The organism is Pseudomonas sp. PDM32, assembly GCF_019219225.1.
Classification (GTDB): Bacteria; Pseudomonadota; Gammaproteobacteria; order Pseudomonadales; family Pseudomonadaceae; genus Aquipseudomonas; species Aquipseudomonas laurylsulfatiphila.
Genome location: NZ_JAHUWE010000012.1, coordinates 211,889 through 227,522, shown reverse-complemented (window position 1 = coordinate 227,522; position 15,634 = coordinate 211,889). Strand labels below are relative to the sequence as shown.

Genomic DNA, 15,634 nt, shown 5'->3' with positions numbered 1-15,634 from the left:
TTGCCCCCGTTGGGTCGCGAAGCGGCCCCAAAACCAGCGATCGCGGTTCTTCAGGCAAATCACGTTGTTCGGGTTTACGGCTGCTGCGCAGCCGAACGGGGGCAAGCCCCCTCGCCACAGGCAAGCCCCCTCACCACAGGGAAGTGGTCCTGGCCACAGATTGTCATGCGGTTTGAGCAGTTCTTGAGCTCCCCCTAATGAACGACCCTCCCGGTTCGTTTACCAGGGCAAGCCTGTTTATTTTTGGAGACTACCGCCCATGGCACTGCACCCGGACATCGAAGGTTTTCTGGAGCTGGCCGAGTTCGGCCGCCTCAGCGGCAAAAGCCAACCCATGCACGAGCTGACGCCTGGCGAAGCGCGGCAGCAATTCGAACAGACCTCGCAGTTGCTCGATGCCACCCCGACGGACGCGTTGACGGTGACGGCGGTCAGCCTGCCTGCGCGGGACGGGCATGTGCTCAACGCGCGGCTGTACGCCAAACCGCAACCGCACAACGAGCCACGCCCGGTGTTGTTGTACTTCCATGGCGGCGGCTACGTGGTGGGCAGCCTCGATTCCCACGACACCCTGTGCCGGCGTCTGGCGCTGGCTGGGGAATTTGCCGTGTTGTCGGCGGACTATCGACTGGCGCCGGAACATCGCTTTCCGACTGCTTACAACGATGCTGAAGACGTGGCGCGCTGGCTGGCTGTTACCGGTGCTCAAACCTTGGGCCTGGACGCGAGGCGCATTGCGCTGGCAGGGGACAGCGTCGGCGGCAGCCTGGTGGCGTCGCTGTGCATTGCCATTGCCCAGGACCCGCTGGGATGGCCGCTGGTGCCGCGCCTGCAAGTGTTGCTCTACCCGGTGATCGACGCGGTAAAAAAACGCCCGTCGCTTGAGCGATTCGCCGAAGGCTATCTGCTGGAAGCCACCACGCTGGAGTGGTTCTACCAGCAATACCAACGCAGCGAAGCGGATCGTGCCGACTGGCGTTTTTCACCGCTGTACGCGGAGCGGGTGGAAAGCCTGACGCCGACGGTGCTGTGGCTGGCCGAGTACGATCCGTTGCTCGATGAAGGCCTGGCCTGGGCCGAAAAACTGCGGACCGCGGGGCAACCCTTGGCGCTGGAGGTGAAGGCCGGCATGACCCACGACTTTGCGCGCATGGGCGAGATGGTCCAGGAAGTGCCAGGGATGCTGGTGCAATTGGCGGCGCAGATTGGCGAGAGTTTGTCCTGACATATTAGTGATCAGCGACGTCGTACCCCTGTGGGAGCGGGCTTGCTCGCGAAAGCGATATTTCAGCCGACACATAAGTTGCCTGACACACCGCCTTCGCGAGCAAGCCCGCTCCCACAGGTCTATCGGTGATCCGGAGATTGTGGTCAGGGCGGATCAAGCCGATCCAGCGCCCGATTCACCGCCAGTTCCCCCAGCATGATCACCTGCGCAATCCCCAACAATGCATTGCGACTTGTCCCCTGCAAATGATCCACCAGATCGTTGGCCATGACATTGGCCGACGCCAGTGACTCACAGGCGTGCACCAGCAGGGTTTCGGTACTGAGTTCGGGGTTGACGATGAACATCGTGCTGGGTGCGCGCGGGGTGGCCATGATGTTGGGGCCTGGATCGAAGGCGCACTCGGCGGTTTCGTGGATTTGTTTTGATTCGGAACTTTCGTGTGGGGAGGCGGGGTCGGTGTCCGGCGGATTCGGAGTAACTTTGAACATAGATACTTACCTTCAAAGAGGGCCGCACCAGTTCGCTACTAAACGAAGGGGTGGCAGCTGTGCGCAAGTTAGTAGACCGGTGAGGTAAGCAAAAACCGGCGCGCCCGAGGACGCCATGCGCACAGCCACCATCAAGCACAGGCGAATACCTGACTGATGATACTCATGCGACCGCTCTTACCTTGGCCGGGCTACTAAACCCGATCACTGGAAATCAGTGACCCGAATCAAGTTACCGACGACTCCCAAGGCGCACAAGCCGGCGGATTCTGGCGTAACTGTAGGCAACGACGCAAGGCGTTGTGGCTTTCATGAAGTAACCTGTAGGCCGCTTAAACAGGCGCTGTCGAGTGGGTCTTGACCTGTTGTTATGCCTTATCAATGAACGTTGAAATCCCCGGAGTCGGCAGGAAGAGTCCTACGGAAGTTTGCGGTTGGCCGTGGGAAGTACAGCCCTTACGATCTGAAAAAAACTGCTAAATTCACCGCCCGACTGGCACGAAAAGGATTGTTCGTTCATGAAACCTGTTGCCCGGTTGATGGCTACCCCCAGCCCATCGGTGTTCTGAAAAAAACCAAGGACGATTCAATGTCGGATCTTAGAAAAAACCTCATCAGTTGCCTGATATTCCCCATCGCCCCAGTCGCTGTCATTTATCTCACCGCCGCCCTGTGCAAGGACATCTGGATGGAAGGTTTCTACACGCCCGGCGAGGATGGCGGGGAAGTCGAACTCACGCTGACGCTCTACATCTTTCCGCTGCTGCTGATTATTTTTTCCCCCTTGCTGGCGGGGCTGACCGTGTTGACTCGTTGGGGTGCGCGGCGCTTTGTACCCGGAGCCTGGTGGCGGTGGGTAATGGCGATTCCACGCGTCATCCTGGCGGCCATTTCATTGTTTATGTTTTTGCTTTCGACCGGTTTCCTGATGGGGGATGTACTCGGCCCTTTCAGGCATTGGCAGGTGGCGTGTGCGTGGGTAGCCTGCGCGGTCACCGTGGGGGCGTTTGTGGTTCAGCAATTTTCACGCTTGAGGGAGTAGTTCTCAAGCCACGGACGGGGTTGCCGAGCTATCTTCCGCATCGTGTATCGGCTATGTAATATCGACATCGGCCCGATGCTACCCGCCGTTCACGCCCGCCGGGAAAGAGAAAAACGGCTCCTCCTTATTGATCAGCCGTTGCGATCCGCTGCGACCTGACCCGCTTTGAACCATCTGCTACTTAGGATGAACACGCCATGACCACGCAGGACATTTCGCTTCAAGACATCGCCGCGCCTGAAGGCGTTTGTTATGGCTGCGGCAGCCAGAATCCGCACGGGCTGCACATCAAGAGCTTCTGGCATGAAGACGGGGTGCATGTCATGGCCGAGCATATGCCCGATGACAAGTATTGCGGCTGGCCGGGTCTGGTTTACGGCGGTTTGATCGCGATGCTGGTCGATTGCCACTCCAACTGGGCCGCGATGGCTTATCACTACCGCGCCGAACAGCGCGAAGTGGGCAGTTTGCCCCACGTTACCTGCGTCACCGGTAACCTGGGCATCAAGTACATCAAGCCTACCCCGATGGGCGTACGTCTGACATTGCGGGCAAGAGTCGAGGGTGAGGTCGGGCGCAAAAGTCGCGTCATCTGTGAGGTGTTCGCCGGGGACGTGCTGACCGCTGTCGGGGACTCCACGTTTGTCCGCGTCGATACCGAGCAACTCCGGAGCGCCGCGCACGACAACAAGGTCGGCTCCTGACCCCGGCGCCTCACCGTTCGTCAGCGAGCCAGCACCTTTCCCGATATCGGGTCTTCCAAGGTTTATACCTCACCGGGGAGACCCAAATAATGAACAGGAAAATGCTCGCACTCATGGCTGCGGGTCTGCTGTCGACGGGCTCTTTTTTTACGCTGGTCGCCGAGAACGCGACGGCGGGTTCCGCTGTTCCGCCTGCTGCCGTGCCTGGCATCAACCAGCCGCAGGTTGCTGAAGCCAAAGACGAGAAGGCCGACAAGAAGGGCGAGGAGGCCGCGGGTTCAAACTCCGGCGCCGATTCGCAAGCGACGGAAAAGGATGCCGCGACCTCAAGTGGTTCGACGGACGAAGAAAAAGAACCCACGCGGTGACGGCCTGAATCGACCGGTTTTTCCCGGCCATCACGCGAAGTCTACGCCATCACCCGGTTGCGCCCGCTCTGCTTGGCCAGATAGAGACGCTCATCGGCCAGTTTCAGTACGCTTTCGGGCATCGGGGTGTCCGTACTCCGGCAAGCCACGCCGATGGACATCGTCAGCTTTCCAACCTGCGGCACCTCGGTCTGTGCGATGTGCTCGCGTATCCGCTCGGCAATGACCCTGGCGGTATCCAGCGGCGTATCCGGAAGGATCAGCGCGAACTCTTCACCTCCGGCGCGGCAGGCGAGGTCGCCGGTCCGGGAGTTCTGCTTGAGGATGCCGGCGACCTCTTTGAGGGCCACGTCACCGGCGTCATGCCCGAAGGTGTCGTTGACCTTTTTGAAGTGATCGATATCCAGCGCCAGCACCGAATAGGCTTGCCCGGTTTTTGCCAGCAGATCCAGTACGCCGCCCATGGCCCTTCGATTGGCCAGGCCGGTCAGGGGATCGCTTTGCGCTTCGTGGCTGAGCTGGCCAAGCTTTTGCTGGAGCAGCTGCACACCGGTCAGCATGGCCTGGCGAATGGCCGATGCGTCGCGGTACCAGGCATGGACTTGTCGCAGTTGCTCGGTCGTTTGCGGGGCGGCCAACTGGTCGGCGGCTGCCGATAACTGGCGCAACGGGCGGGCGATCAGTGCTGTCCCGAGCAAAATCAGCCCCAGCCCCAACAGCCCGGCAGGGATCATGTCCAGGACCATGTCGCGCATGAGTTGTCCCAGCGGCGCCAGGCTGAGGTCCCGGGGTTGTTGCGCGACAACCGCCCAGTTGGCGTCCGGCACCTGGGCAAAACCGGCGAGCATGGGCACACCTTTGTAGTTCGGGCCTTCAAGGGAGCCACGTTCGCCGCGCAAGGCCGCATCGACCGTCAGGCTCCAGCCCAGGACCTCACCGATGCGCTTCTGGTCCGGGTGATACAGCAGCCGCCGATTACTGTCGGCGATGAACGCAAAGGTCCCTTCGTGATGGAAGTGACGGCTGATGATCGTATGAAAGGTGCTTTGCTTGAGCAGGTAGACCGAGCCGCCGACGACGCCGAGGAATGCCCCTGACGGGTTGAAAACCGGTTGTGAAATGAACACCACCAGGTTGCCCGCCGCGGAAACGTAAGCGGCGCTGACCGCTGGACGACGTTCCTTGAGCGCCTGCTGGATGCCCTCCGACGTCAATGTGGCGCCGACAATCTGCGAGGTATCCGGATAGGCCTGCAGGACTTTGCCTGCCGCATCCACAATGGCAATGGAGTTGAAGTCGGCATCCTGGGCTTGCAGGCGGATGGCTTCTTTGCGCAGCACTTCGGGGTCGTTCCAGTGCCGGCCAAGTGTGTTGGCGCTGTAGTTCAAGCGACTGTGCGCCGAATTCAGGAACTCACCGATGCTGGAAGCGACTTTTGCGGCGTAGGCTGCGTTGGCCTCAAGCGTCGTATGGATCAGGGACTGACGCTGCACCCGGTAAGCGACGTAGAGGCTGTTGCACAGCGTCGCGAGGACCGACAGCAGGACGAAGAACAGAATCAGTCCGCGCAGGTCGATGGGCAGGGGCCTGGACAGCTTTGCGCGGCTACCTTGCTCGTTGATGGCGCTGTTGGGGTCATCAGCTGGCGTGGCCATTTTCGATCCATGAATGGTGTGTTGTGAGGGGGGCAAAGACTGCCTTGCAGGATAGGCAGAGAGCGCCGAGTTGTCACATGCACGCCATAGAAAACAGAACCGGGCCCTTGCGACTGATGCCGATCAGTCAAGTCGAGATCCTGATCCTGATCCTGGTTCTGTGGCGAGGGAGCTTGCTCCCGCTGGGCAGCGAAGCTGCCCCAACAAATGGGCCTGCTGCGCAGTCCAGCGGGAGCAAGCTCCCTCGCCACAGGTTGATCAGTGCTGGTCGACTCCTAATCAGTACTGCGCGCGCAGGCTCAGGGTCAGGGTGCGCGGGTCGCCGTAGAAGTTGGTGCCCCAGGACGCATCGACGCGATCGTAGTACTTGCGGTCGAACAGGTTGTTGGCGGTCAGTGTCGACGACAGGTTTTCGTTGAATTTGTAGCCGACCTGCGCCGTGGTGATGGCATAGCCGCCTTGCTGGAACTTCACGTCTCGCTGGTAGTAGGTGTCGCTGACCGCCCGCACGCCACCGCCGACGCTGAAGTCCTTGAGCGGACCGTCGGTGAACTCGTACTTGGTCCACAGGTTGAAGTTGTGCTTGGGCGTGATGGTGCTGAAGGTCTTGCCTTTGTTGGCCGCGTCGCCGTCCAGGAACTTGGTGGAGGTGTAGGCGTAACCGGTGACGATGCTCCAGTTTTCGGTCAGGTTGCCGCTCAGTTCGGTTTCCCAACCCTCGCTGCGTGCCTTGCCTTCGGTCATGTAGGCACCGGAGCTGTTGTCGTATTCGGCGCGGTTTTCATCGTAGATGCGAAAGGCCGCGATGCTGGCGTTCAGGCGACCGTCGTAGAACTCGCGCTTGAGGCCAATCTCGTACTGCTTGCCTTCGCGCGGGCCGACCGGCTGGCCGTCCGTGCCGATTTCGCTCTGCGGTTTGAACACGCCGGTGTAGCTGAAGTAGGTCGACAGTTCCGGGGTGATCTTGCCGATGATGGCACCGTACGGCACGACCTTGCGGTTGATGCTGGTGTGGGCTTCGCCGAAGTTGTTGAAGAAGGCATTGGCGTTCTTCGCGTCGGCTTCGTACCAGGTCACACGGCTGCCGCCGATGACATCGAGCCAGTCGGTGACGTTGAACTTGGCACGGGTATAGACACCGTATTGGTCAGACTTGGACCAGTTGCCGTTGACGTGCGCATAGTCGTTGCGGGGAATGTCGATGCTGCCCGGATCCCACACGTTGATCGGGAAGTACTCGCCGCCGCCGTAGGTGAAGTCCTTGTCCAGGTGCTGGTACTCGGCGCCCAGGGTGAACTCGTGGCGGCGATCGGCGAACTCGAAGGGCGTGGTGACGAAACTGTCGACGCCGATGGTCTTGATGTGGGTGTAGTAGTCGTAGGCCACGGCCCAGCTGTCACCGGTGGCCGGGTCGACCGCGCCGTCGGCCCAGGTGAAGTTACGCTCCGGGGTTTCGGCATCGCGGTAGGTCAGGGTGGTCTTGAATTGACCGCCGTTGTCCAGTTCGTGATCAACTTCGGCAAAGGATTCCCAGACCTTCTCGTTCAGGGTGTTCCACTTGGCGTCGACGAAGGTCGAGCGCGGAACGTCCAGCAAGGTGCCGTCGGCATAGGCCGGCAAGCCGAACGCCGGGGTGGAGTTGTTCTTCTGGTAAGCGCCGCCGACCGACAGGGTGGTGGCCGGATCGAGGTCGAATTCCAGGCGACCGTAGACCATCGGACGTTCGTTCTGCGCGTAGTCGACGAAGGACTGGTTGTTCTCGTAGGCGGTGATGAAGCGGCCGCGCACGGTGCCCTGGTCGTTCAGCGGGCCGGTGACATCGACCATGGAACGGTAGTGATCGTAGGAGCCGGCGGCCAGTTCGCCACCGAGGGCGAATTTGCCCAGGGCGCGCTTGCGCACCACGTTGATCGTACCGCCGGGTTCACCCGCGCCCTGGTACAGGCCCGACGGCCCGCGCAGCACTTCGATGCGGTCGTACATCGCCAGGTCGAAACTGGTGGCCATGTCGCCCTGGCCGGTGGGTTGCGAGACGCCGTCGACCTGCACCTGGTCGACGAGGAAGCCGCGCATGTAGACGTCGTTGAGGCTGGAGCCGGAGTTGTAGGTCTTGATGGTCACGCCGGTGACCTGGCGCATGGCGTCCTGCAGGCTGTTCATGTTCTGATCGTCCATGCGCTGGCGCGTGACGACGGACACCGACTGCGGGATGTCCTTGACCTTGATGTTGCCTTTGCCGATGGTCACTTCATCGCTGGTGTAGGAGTGCGTGCCTTCGGTGGTCGGCCCCAACGCCACGCCGGTGATGGACGTCGCACCCAGCTGCAATGCACTGGAGTCACCGACCGCTGGCACCAGCGACACGGTGTTGCCATTCAACTGAAAATTGATGCCGCTCCCCAGCAGCAAGGTTTTCAGTGCCTGTTCCGGTTCCATGTTGCCGGACACCGCCGTGGACTTGATGCCGTTGACCATGTCCTGGCTGTAGAGAATCTGCAGGTTGGTCTGCTGGCCCAGTTCGCGCAATGCACTGGCCAGCGACTGGGCCGGCACGTTGACGTTCACCGGGGCCGCCTCGACCTGGGAAGTGCCCAGCAGCAACAAGGTCAACAGCGCACCCGGCACGACCGTTCGGAATTTCTTTTGCCGATCGATGGCTAATGCCAAGGGTGCGCGGGACAGAGTAAGGCTTTGCATTGCTCGAATCGCTCCAGAAGGGTGTGTGCAGTTTTTTAGTTAATGATAATTATTATTAGACGGACCACTTTGCCTAAACCGGAAAACAAACTTCAAAAAAACAACAACCTGCGTGCAACCGCCGCTGTCAGGCAGTCGCGCGCTCAGTGATGACCCGGCCCGATTCCATGCGCACCAGTTGATCGGCCATGTCGAAATAGCGGTCGTCGTGGGAGATGACGATGATGGTCTTGCCCAGGCGCTTGAGGTCCGGCAGCAGCTCGGTGTAGAAGATGCGGCGGAAGGTCGGGTCCTGGTCGGCGGCCCATTCGTCGAACACCAGCACCGGGCGTTCTTCCAGCCAGGCATTGACCAGCGCCAGGCGCTTGCGCTGGCCGGTGGACAGGTCGGTGGTGGTGAAACTGCCGTCCCTGACGCTGACCTTGTGCGCAATTTCCAGGCGTTGCAGGTAGGCATTGGCATCTTCGGGGATTTGCTGGTCACCCTGCACCACGTCATCGAACAGGTAGTAGTCGGCAAAGATCGTGGTGAACAACTGGCGGTAGTCGTCTCGATTGTGCGCATCGATGCCTTGGCCGTTGAGCAGGATTTCGCCGTGTTGCGGGGCGTAGAGGCCCAGCAGCAACTTGATCAGCGTGGTCTTGCCGCAGCCGTTTTCGCCGACGATGAAAATGATGTCGCCTTGCGCGATGCTCAGGTTCACCGGGCCCAGGCGAAACGCGTCACTGCCCGGAGCGGCGGGGAAGGCGTAGCTGACGTTGTTCAGTTGCAGGCTGTTGACCACGGCCGGCGGGGTGCCTTGGTCGTTGAGCAGCAGGTGCGGTTCCGGCGAGGAAAACCGGCTCGACAGTTCGGCGATGCGGCGGAAGGCGATGCGCGCCCGGCTCACGATCGGCAAGGTGCTGACCAGGTGCTCGATCGGGCCTTTCATGTACAGCAGCACCAGCACGAATCCGCTCATCACCGCTTGGTCGGCACTGGGCCAGAAGGATTGCAGGGCCAGCGCCAGGCCGATGACCACGAAGAACAGCATCGAGCCGAGGGTCTTGGCGATCACGAAGGTGTTGATCGAACGTACCTGGGTGTCGCAGATGAAATCGGCGGTGCCCTGGATGCCCTTGACGAACATGCGCTGGCGGCGCGGACGGTGGATGCGCAATTCCTTGGCGCCGCCGGCAATGGCGTTGTAGTGCTTCTGCAATTCGTCTTCGGCGTCGCGGGCGGCCATGAACCCCTGGATACCCTTGCCCTGCGCGTAGAACTGGATACCGGTGCCGATGGCAATCGCCAGCACCATCATCAGGAACATCGGCCACGACAACATCGCCAGGTAACCCATGCAGCCGAGGGTTACGGTCAGGGAAATGGCGAGCGGCGCGAAGGCGAAGGCGAAGTCGCTGATGGTGTCGACGTCGTGGGTCAGCACCGGGATCAGCCGGTGGCTGCGGTAGCGCTCGATCTGTTCGATGGGCGCGGAAAGTACTTTTTCCCCCAGCTCTTTGCGCAGTTTGGCAATGATGTGCTGGCCGACGTAGTTGGTGCCGATGTCCGAGCAGATCGAACTGCCCAGGGCCAGCAGGCACAGGCCGCCGAACAGCGCGACCACGCCCTGGGTCAGGCCGTCGGGCGAATGCAGTGCGTTGTTGATGGTGGCTAGCAGCACCGTGACGCTCAGGCCGCCGACCATGCCCAGGAGGATCGACAGACTGACAACGAGCCGGAACGGTCTCAGGAGGCTGAACAATTCATGAATTGCACCGCGCGTTGGCTGGGTCATGAGCAGAGGGTTCCTTGGGTCTTGAGGCAGATACCCAGTAGAACGTCTGATGGAGGGCTTAATTTAAAGGCGGGGAGACGGGTGGCTGGGGAGTTACATAAACCCCTGTGGGAGCGGGCTTGCTCGCGAAGGCGGTGGGTCAGAAAAGTTGATGTTGGCTGACACGACGCCTTCGCGAGCAAGCCCGCTCCCACAAGGGGTAGGGGGAGGTTAGAGACTGCGTACTACACGGAATCCGATCCAGTCGCCACGGGTCTGCGGGTCGATGTCGTTGCGGTTGCCCGAACGGGAAAACACCGGTGCCTCGCCCCAGTCGTTGCCACGGATGCGCAGGGTGTCGCAGTCGGGCTCGGTCCAGGCGCTGCCGTCGGTGGGCGCGCCGACGTAGTCCGGGTGGTAGCAGTCGGCGATCCACTCGTAGACGTTGCCGTGCATGTCATATAGGCCAAAGGCATTCGCTGGGTAGCTGCCGACCGGCGAGCTGTAGCTGTAGCCGTCGGTCGGGCCGTAGGTGTTGGCGTGGGTGGCGATGCTGTACTCGGTGCCGGGGTCGAACGGGAAGGGGAACGCGCCCGTCGATCCGCCACGGGCCGCGTATTCGCGCTGGGCTTCGCTGACGATGTGGTAGTGCTGGCCGGTTTTCATCGACAGCCAGGCGACGTAGGCGCTGACCTCGGTGAAATTCATGCACACCGCCGGCTGGCGCGGGCCCTGGGGGTAGCTCGGCTTGCCGTTGGTGCACGCGCGGCCGGGGCGGGTGTCGCCATCGGGCAGGGTGATGCCGGTTTCCTTCATGTACTGGTTCCATTCGCCGGCGGTGATCTGGTAGCGGCTCATGGCGAAGGGTTGGTCGAACGTCACCTCATGCATCGGGCCTTCATCAGGCTCGCGGCCGACTTCGTCGTCCGGGGTGCCCATGGTGAAGGTGCCGGCGGGCAGCACGACCATTTCCGGGCAGTCACGACAATCCTTGAAGACTTTGCCCGGTAATGGCGCCGTATAGGCCAGGGCCAAGCCTGGCACGGTACTGCCGAGCAAACCCAGCAGGATCAGGGCGCCGATGTTTTTGAGGGGGCTTTTCATACGGGTTCTCGCTCCTTGAAAGCGGTGGGTCAGAGCCGGCTGGCCAGCAGTTCCATCAACCTGTCGATGTGCGCTTGGGTATTGAGCAACCCCGGCGACACTCGAATGATCGGCCCGACATCACGGTCCACGGCATCGCACACCACGCGCTGATCCATCAGGTAATTGGCGACTTCTTCGCAGTCGCGGTTCTTGATGCGGAAGAAGGTGAAACCGGCGGAATACTCCGGTGACAGGGGTGTGACCAGTTCCACCGACGGGTGCTGCTGCAAGCTTTTTTTCAGGTAGCTGTTGATGTCATGGATGCGTGCCGCGACCTCGGCCTTGCCCAGGTCCAGGTGCAATTTGAAGGCTTCGGTCAATGCCCAGCGGTGTTCGAACGAGTGATAGCCGCCGTAGGTCATCACCGTGGAAAACTGCGTGGCTTCGGAGAAGGTCGGGATGGTCGGGGTAACGTCCTTGAGCTCGTCGGAACGGGCGCAGATGATCCCGGTGCCCCGTGGGCCGAACATCCATTTGTGGGTGCCGGCGATGAAGAAATCGCAGTGCATGTCCGGGAAGTCGACATTCTCCACGCCGAAGCCGTGGACGCCATCGATCACGTAGAGGATGCGGTCCTTTTCCTCGCGACCACGGTTTTTCTCTTCCACCAGTTTGCCGATCTCGCCGATGGGCAGCTTCACGCCGCTGCCGGAGTGCACCCAGGTCATGCCGAGTACGCGGGTCTCGGGGCGAATGTTGCGCTCAATCGCGGCCAGCACTTCGGCGGTCGAGACCTTGTACGGGTCTTCGAACAATTTGATCTTGCGAACCTGGGTGCCGTCCTTCTGGGTACGGTATTCGAACACGCTGTTGGCGGCGTAGTGCTCGTGTTCGCTGGTGAGGATTTCCTGGTCCGGGCGCACGTGGATGCCGGCGTAGATCATCGCCAGGCCTTCGGTGGTGCTGCCGGTCAGGGCGATCTGCGACGGTTTGGCTTTCAAATAGCGCCCGGCCCAGACGCGCACCTCTTCTTCGCGGCGTTCGGTTTCGCCGCGATGCCAGTCCATGGCCAGGCCGGGGTTGCGATCGAGGTTGGCGCGGTGCATCTCGATGGCTTCACGCACCGGACGCGGGTGCGAGGTCACCAGGAAGTTGGCGAAGTGCAGGTAGTTCGGGTCCTGCGTGAACAATTGGCGCAACTGGTCCCATTTGTCCTTGGGCAAGGGTGTCGGGGCGGCGGCCAGTGCCGGCAGGTTCACGGCCGAGGCCAGGGGAATGCCGGCCGCCAGAATGCCGGCCTGCTTGAGGAATGAACGACGGTTGGTCATGGGGTCGATTCGCTTTGGCAAAAGGAGAAAATCAGTTCTGGACCACGGGCCGGGAGGACTTTTGCACCTGGTCCCAGACCCGCAGGAAATTGCCGCCCCAGAGCTTGGCGATGTCGGCCTCGCTGTACCCGCGGCTGATCAGTTCGGCGGTCACGTTGCGGGCTTCACTGACGTCTTTCCAGCCGTCGAGGCCGCCGCCATCGTTGAAGTCGGAACTGATGCCGACGTGGTCGATGCCGATTTTTTTCACGGCGTAATCGATCGCGTCGCCGTAATCCTTGAGGCTGGCCTTGGGTTCTTCGTCGAGGATCGAATAGAGCTGGCTGGCGTACTCGCCAAAACGCTGCTCGGGCCAGACGGTGATCACCGGGTCACCCGGCATCAGCGCCATCTCCAGGCCTTGCAGCGGTTGCAGGTCGAAGCGCGCGCGCAGGTCGTTGAGCTTGTCCTGGGTGGCCTGGCTCAGCGGGCGGATGTAGGTCGGGAAACCGACAATCTGCACCACGCCGCCGCTGTTCTTGATCAACTGCATTTCCCCATCGCTGAGGTTGCGCGGGATGTCCACCAGGGCGCGCGGCGCCGAGTGCGAGGCGACCATCGGCGTGCGACTCAGGTGCGCGACCTGCTCCAGGGCCTTGGTCGACATCTGCGACACATCGATGATCACGCCCAGGTCGTTGAGACGCTGCACCGCTTGCTTGCCGATGTCCGACAGCCCGCCGAGGGCGTCCCGCGAATCATTGAAGAATGGCAGGGGCCGCGACGAGTCGGCCCAGGCGTTGTTGCCCACGTAGCTGAAGCCGAACATGCGCATGCCGCGCGCCGCCCATTTGTCCAGGGCGTTGAGGTCATTGCCCAGCGGGTAGGCGTTGAGCATGCTGATGAAGATCGCGAACTTGCCTTCGCCGTGCAGGCGACGGAAGTCGTCGGGGGTGTAGGCGATGGCGACTTGATGGGGGAAGTCGCGCACCATCGCGCTGATGATCTTGTAGCGGGTTTCCTGCTCGTGCCGGGCCTCGTCGACGAATCCGGCGGTCGGGCGATGGGGCGCGTTGGGGCCGTTCCAGATTTCCGGCCAGCCGAAGATCGTCAGCGCCGCCCCGGACAGGCGCCCGCGTCCGGTCTTGACCAGGTCGAACTGGCCTTCGCCGTCCTTGTCGACTTCGTTGCCGGCGGTGCCGAAGTCCATAGGTATGGTGATGTGGCTGTCGAACGAGAGGATACGCTCCTGCAGTTGATCGGCCTGTTTCATCACCTTCACCGGGTAGCCGGGATTGTCCCTGAACCAGTAGTCCCAAACCGCGAAGCCTGCCCCCGCGCTGATCGCCAGGGCCAGCGGAAAGCCGATGAAAAGAGCCTTTTTCGAACGTGGTTTTGTCATTGCCGTCTCAGTCAGGTTCGCCGTCGGGGGGCAGGCGCGGGGGCCTTTGCTATCTGGGGGGAACGAGTGGCTGGGCTGAGAATTTAGTTGTTTGTGCCGGCCTCTTCGCGAGCAAGCCCGCTCCCACAGGTGACCGCATTCCAATGTGGGAGCGGGCTTGCTCCGGGCGGCGTTCCGACGAAGCTCTTAAATTCTGCGGCACAACAAACGTTCTAGCTTGGATAAAGCCTGCTCCATGGCTGACACAGGTAGGGCAATGACGATTTCTCGACGATGGTTCCTCGCGGGTCTGGCGCTGACCGGTGCCGCCGTGCCTGCGGCGTACTACGGGCATCGCGAACTGACCAAACCGGACCCTGCGATCACCCCGGACGAAGCCTCGTTCGACGTGGCGGACGTGGCCGGCCAGCGGTTGGCGGATGCCTTGCGCGGGGTCTGGCAGATTCGGTTCGAAGGTCGTGACGCCGGTCTCGAAGGCTTGCCCCAGGAGGGGCTGGAGGTCTTTCTCGACATCGGTCACAAAGGTCGTGGCGTGGTTGGCTTCCTCGACACCGCCGAGCGTTTGCGCTCCGCCGAGGAGCCCCGTTACCGGGTGCTCGGCGATCTGTCCGGGGCCAACCCGAAGCAACTCGGGTGGCGACTGCTGGGCGCCAGCGGCTGTTGCGAATACGAATTCGACATGACCCTGGATGAGGTCTGGGCCGGTTTCGGTAACGCCGGCAGCGGCAGTCTCAGTGGGCGCGTGCTGGACCTCAAGCGCCCGCTGATGCTGACGGCCCAGGACAATCGCTTCATTGCCGTCAAGCGGGTATTCCCTGAAGCACGTGAACGCAGCGGCCTCAATCCGACCCTGCTGGCCTGGCTGGTATCGCCGGAGCACCGTTTGTTCCACCAGCTCTGGCATGCCTCCCGGGACAAATGGCACAAGCTCTCCGAAGACCAACGCGGCGCCTTGCGCGGGCTCGGCTGGCAACCCGGTCCGCGAGACAGGGAGCGCGATGGCCGAGGTGTACGCAAGGATCGCAACGGTTCGGGCGTGGACTTTTTCTTCATGCACCGGCACATGCTTGGCACGGCGCGTTCGATGCAGGACTTGCCGTCCTGGACGCACTTCCCGTTGCCGCAGCCGGAGCTGGCGCGGGACCGGCCCGGCTTCGCCCGGTACTTCGACAACCACGACGGCACCGCGCTGCCGCCGACCTGGCTGGCCGAGGACGATGACGACTACACGCAATGGGTCAGTGACATCAAGACCGGCGAGACGTATCACAGCAATTTCCAGGTCTGGGAATCGCGCTACCGTGATCCGCGTTATCTGTCGACGCTGACCCTCGGCCAGTTCGGCTCGGAGGTTGAACTGGGCCTGCACGACTGGCTGCACATGCGCTGGGCTTCGGTGCCGCGTGATCCGTCCAACGGTCAGCCGGTGCCCTTTGCCCGGGATCCGGCAGACTTTTCCGCGCGCTGGTTCGCTGCGGAAAACGATTTCCTCGGCGACCCGTTTTCCTCCCATGTGAACCCGGTGTTCTGGCATTTCCACGGCTGGATCGACGATCGTCTGGAGGACTGGTTCCGCGCCCACGAGCGCTTCCACCCGGGGCAGGTCAGTCGGCTGCAGGTCAATGGCGTGCCCTGGTTTGCGCCGGGGCGCTGGGTCGAAATCGATGACCCGTGGCTCGGCCCGGTCACCCATGGCTGCAGCACCACGCCGGGGTTGCAGGCGGGCAAGTCAGTGGAAATGGACCCGGAAACCATGAAGCTGGCGTTGCGCATTACCTTTGGCGAGGACGAGAAGAAGCTGAAGGATTTGTTCCGCAAGGTGCCGCAGCGGCCGTGGTATGCACGCAATCTGAAGGCTAAACAGAGCCAGGCTTGATAACTGCGTTACCGTCAAATCG

Annotated in this window: 12 protein-coding genes; 5 read left to right on the top strand and 7 right to left on the bottom strand. The window is 61.8% G+C overall.

Features of this window, described 5'->3' with window-relative positions:
• Nucleotides 1–259: 259 nt before the first annotated feature.
• Nucleotides 260–1,225: an alpha/beta hydrolase gene (locus tag KW846_RS22740; protein WP_218485473.1), complete on the top strand. Its 966-nt coding sequence runs from the start codon at nucleotides 260–262 to the stop codon at nucleotides 1,223–1,225.
• Between the two features lie 146 nt (nucleotides 1,226–1,371).
• On the opposite strand, the gene KW846_RS22735 is transcribed toward KW846_RS22740, so the two are convergent.
• The gene (locus KW846_RS22735; protein WP_218485471.1) at nucleotides 1,372–1,719 is read right to left on the bottom strand and encodes a DUF6124 family protein; all 348 of its coding nucleotides are present in this window, start codon (nucleotides 1,717–1,719) and stop codon (nucleotides 1,372–1,374) included.
• Nucleotides 1,720–2,227: 508 nt separating this feature from the next.
• Between KW846_RS22735 and KW846_RS22730 the strand changes: the two genes are divergently transcribed.
• The 3 genes from KW846_RS22730 to KW846_RS22720 all read left to right on the top strand — a co-directional run bounded on the left by KW846_RS22730 (nucleotide 2,228) and on the right by KW846_RS22720 (nucleotide 3,833).
• Nucleotides 2,228–2,761, top strand: a complete 534-nt coding sequence (locus tag KW846_RS22730) for a hypothetical protein (RefSeq protein ID WP_218485468.1) — start codon at nucleotides 2,228–2,230, stop codon at nucleotides 2,759–2,761.
• A gap of 197 nt (nucleotides 2,762–2,958) precedes the next feature.
• Nucleotides 2,959–3,465 carry a PaaI family thioesterase gene (locus tag KW846_RS22725; RefSeq protein WP_218485466.1) on the top strand — a complete coding sequence of 169 codons (507 nt, stop codon included), beginning with the start codon at nucleotides 2,959–2,961 and terminating at the stop codon, nucleotides 3,463–3,465.
• Nucleotides 3,466–3,554: 89 nt separating this feature from the next.
• The gene (locus tag KW846_RS22720; RefSeq protein ID WP_218485463.1) at nucleotides 3,555–3,833 is read left to right on the top strand and encodes a hypothetical protein; all 279 of its coding nucleotides are present in this window, start codon (nucleotides 3,555–3,557) and stop codon (nucleotides 3,831–3,833) included.
• A 41-nt stretch (nucleotides 3,834–3,874) separates the two neighbouring features.
• Here KW846_RS22720 and KW846_RS22715 read toward each other — a convergent pair whose 3' ends face one another.
• The 6 genes from KW846_RS22715 to pvdM all read right to left on the bottom strand — a co-directional run bounded on the left by KW846_RS22715 (nucleotide 3,875) and on the right by pvdM (nucleotide 13,736).
• Nucleotides 3,875–5,488, bottom strand: coding sequence for a diguanylate cyclase (locus tag KW846_RS22715; RefSeq protein ID WP_218485461.1), 1,614 nt, complete (start codon nucleotides 5,486–5,488; stop codon nucleotides 3,875–3,877).
• A gap of 279 nt (nucleotides 5,489–5,767) precedes the next feature.
• Nucleotides 5,768–8,185 (bottom strand): TonB-dependent receptor, encoded by a 2,418-nt coding sequence (locus KW846_RS22710; RefSeq protein WP_218485458.1) that lies wholly within the window; start codon nucleotides 8,183–8,185, stop codon nucleotides 5,768–5,770.
• 127 nt (nucleotides 8,186–8,312) lie between these two features.
• Nucleotides 8,313–9,962: a cyclic peptide export ABC transporter gene (locus KW846_RS22705; protein ID WP_218485456.1), complete on the bottom strand. Its 1,650-nt coding sequence runs from the start codon at nucleotides 9,960–9,962 to the stop codon at nucleotides 8,313–8,315.
• A 210-nt stretch (nucleotides 9,963–10,172) separates the two neighbouring features.
• Nucleotides 10,173–11,045: a formylglycine-generating enzyme family protein gene (locus KW846_RS22700; RefSeq protein ID WP_218485454.1), complete on the bottom strand. Its 873-nt coding sequence runs from the start codon at nucleotides 11,043–11,045 to the stop codon at nucleotides 10,173–10,175.
• Between the two features lie 29 nt (nucleotides 11,046–11,074).
• Nucleotides 11,075–12,355 (bottom strand): aminotransferase class V-fold PLP-dependent enzyme, encoded by a 1,281-nt coding sequence (locus KW846_RS22695; protein WP_218485451.1) that lies wholly within the window; start codon nucleotides 12,353–12,355, stop codon nucleotides 11,075–11,077.
• 31 nt (nucleotides 12,356–12,386) lie between these two features.
• Nucleotides 12,387–13,736 carry a pyoverdine-tailoring dipeptidase-like protein PvdM gene (gene pvdM / locus KW846_RS22690; protein ID WP_218485450.1) on the bottom strand — a complete coding sequence of 450 codons (1,350 nt, stop codon included), beginning with the start codon at nucleotides 13,734–13,736 and terminating at the stop codon, nucleotides 12,387–12,389.
• A 256-nt stretch (nucleotides 13,737–13,992) separates the two neighbouring features.
• Between pvdM and KW846_RS22685 the strand changes: the two genes are divergently transcribed.
• Nucleotides 13,993–15,612, top strand: coding sequence for a PvdJ/PvdD/PvdP-like protein (locus KW846_RS22685; protein WP_218485447.1), 1,620 nt, complete (start codon nucleotides 13,993–13,995; stop codon nucleotides 15,610–15,612).
• Nucleotides 15,613–15,634: the final 22 nt, after the last annotated feature.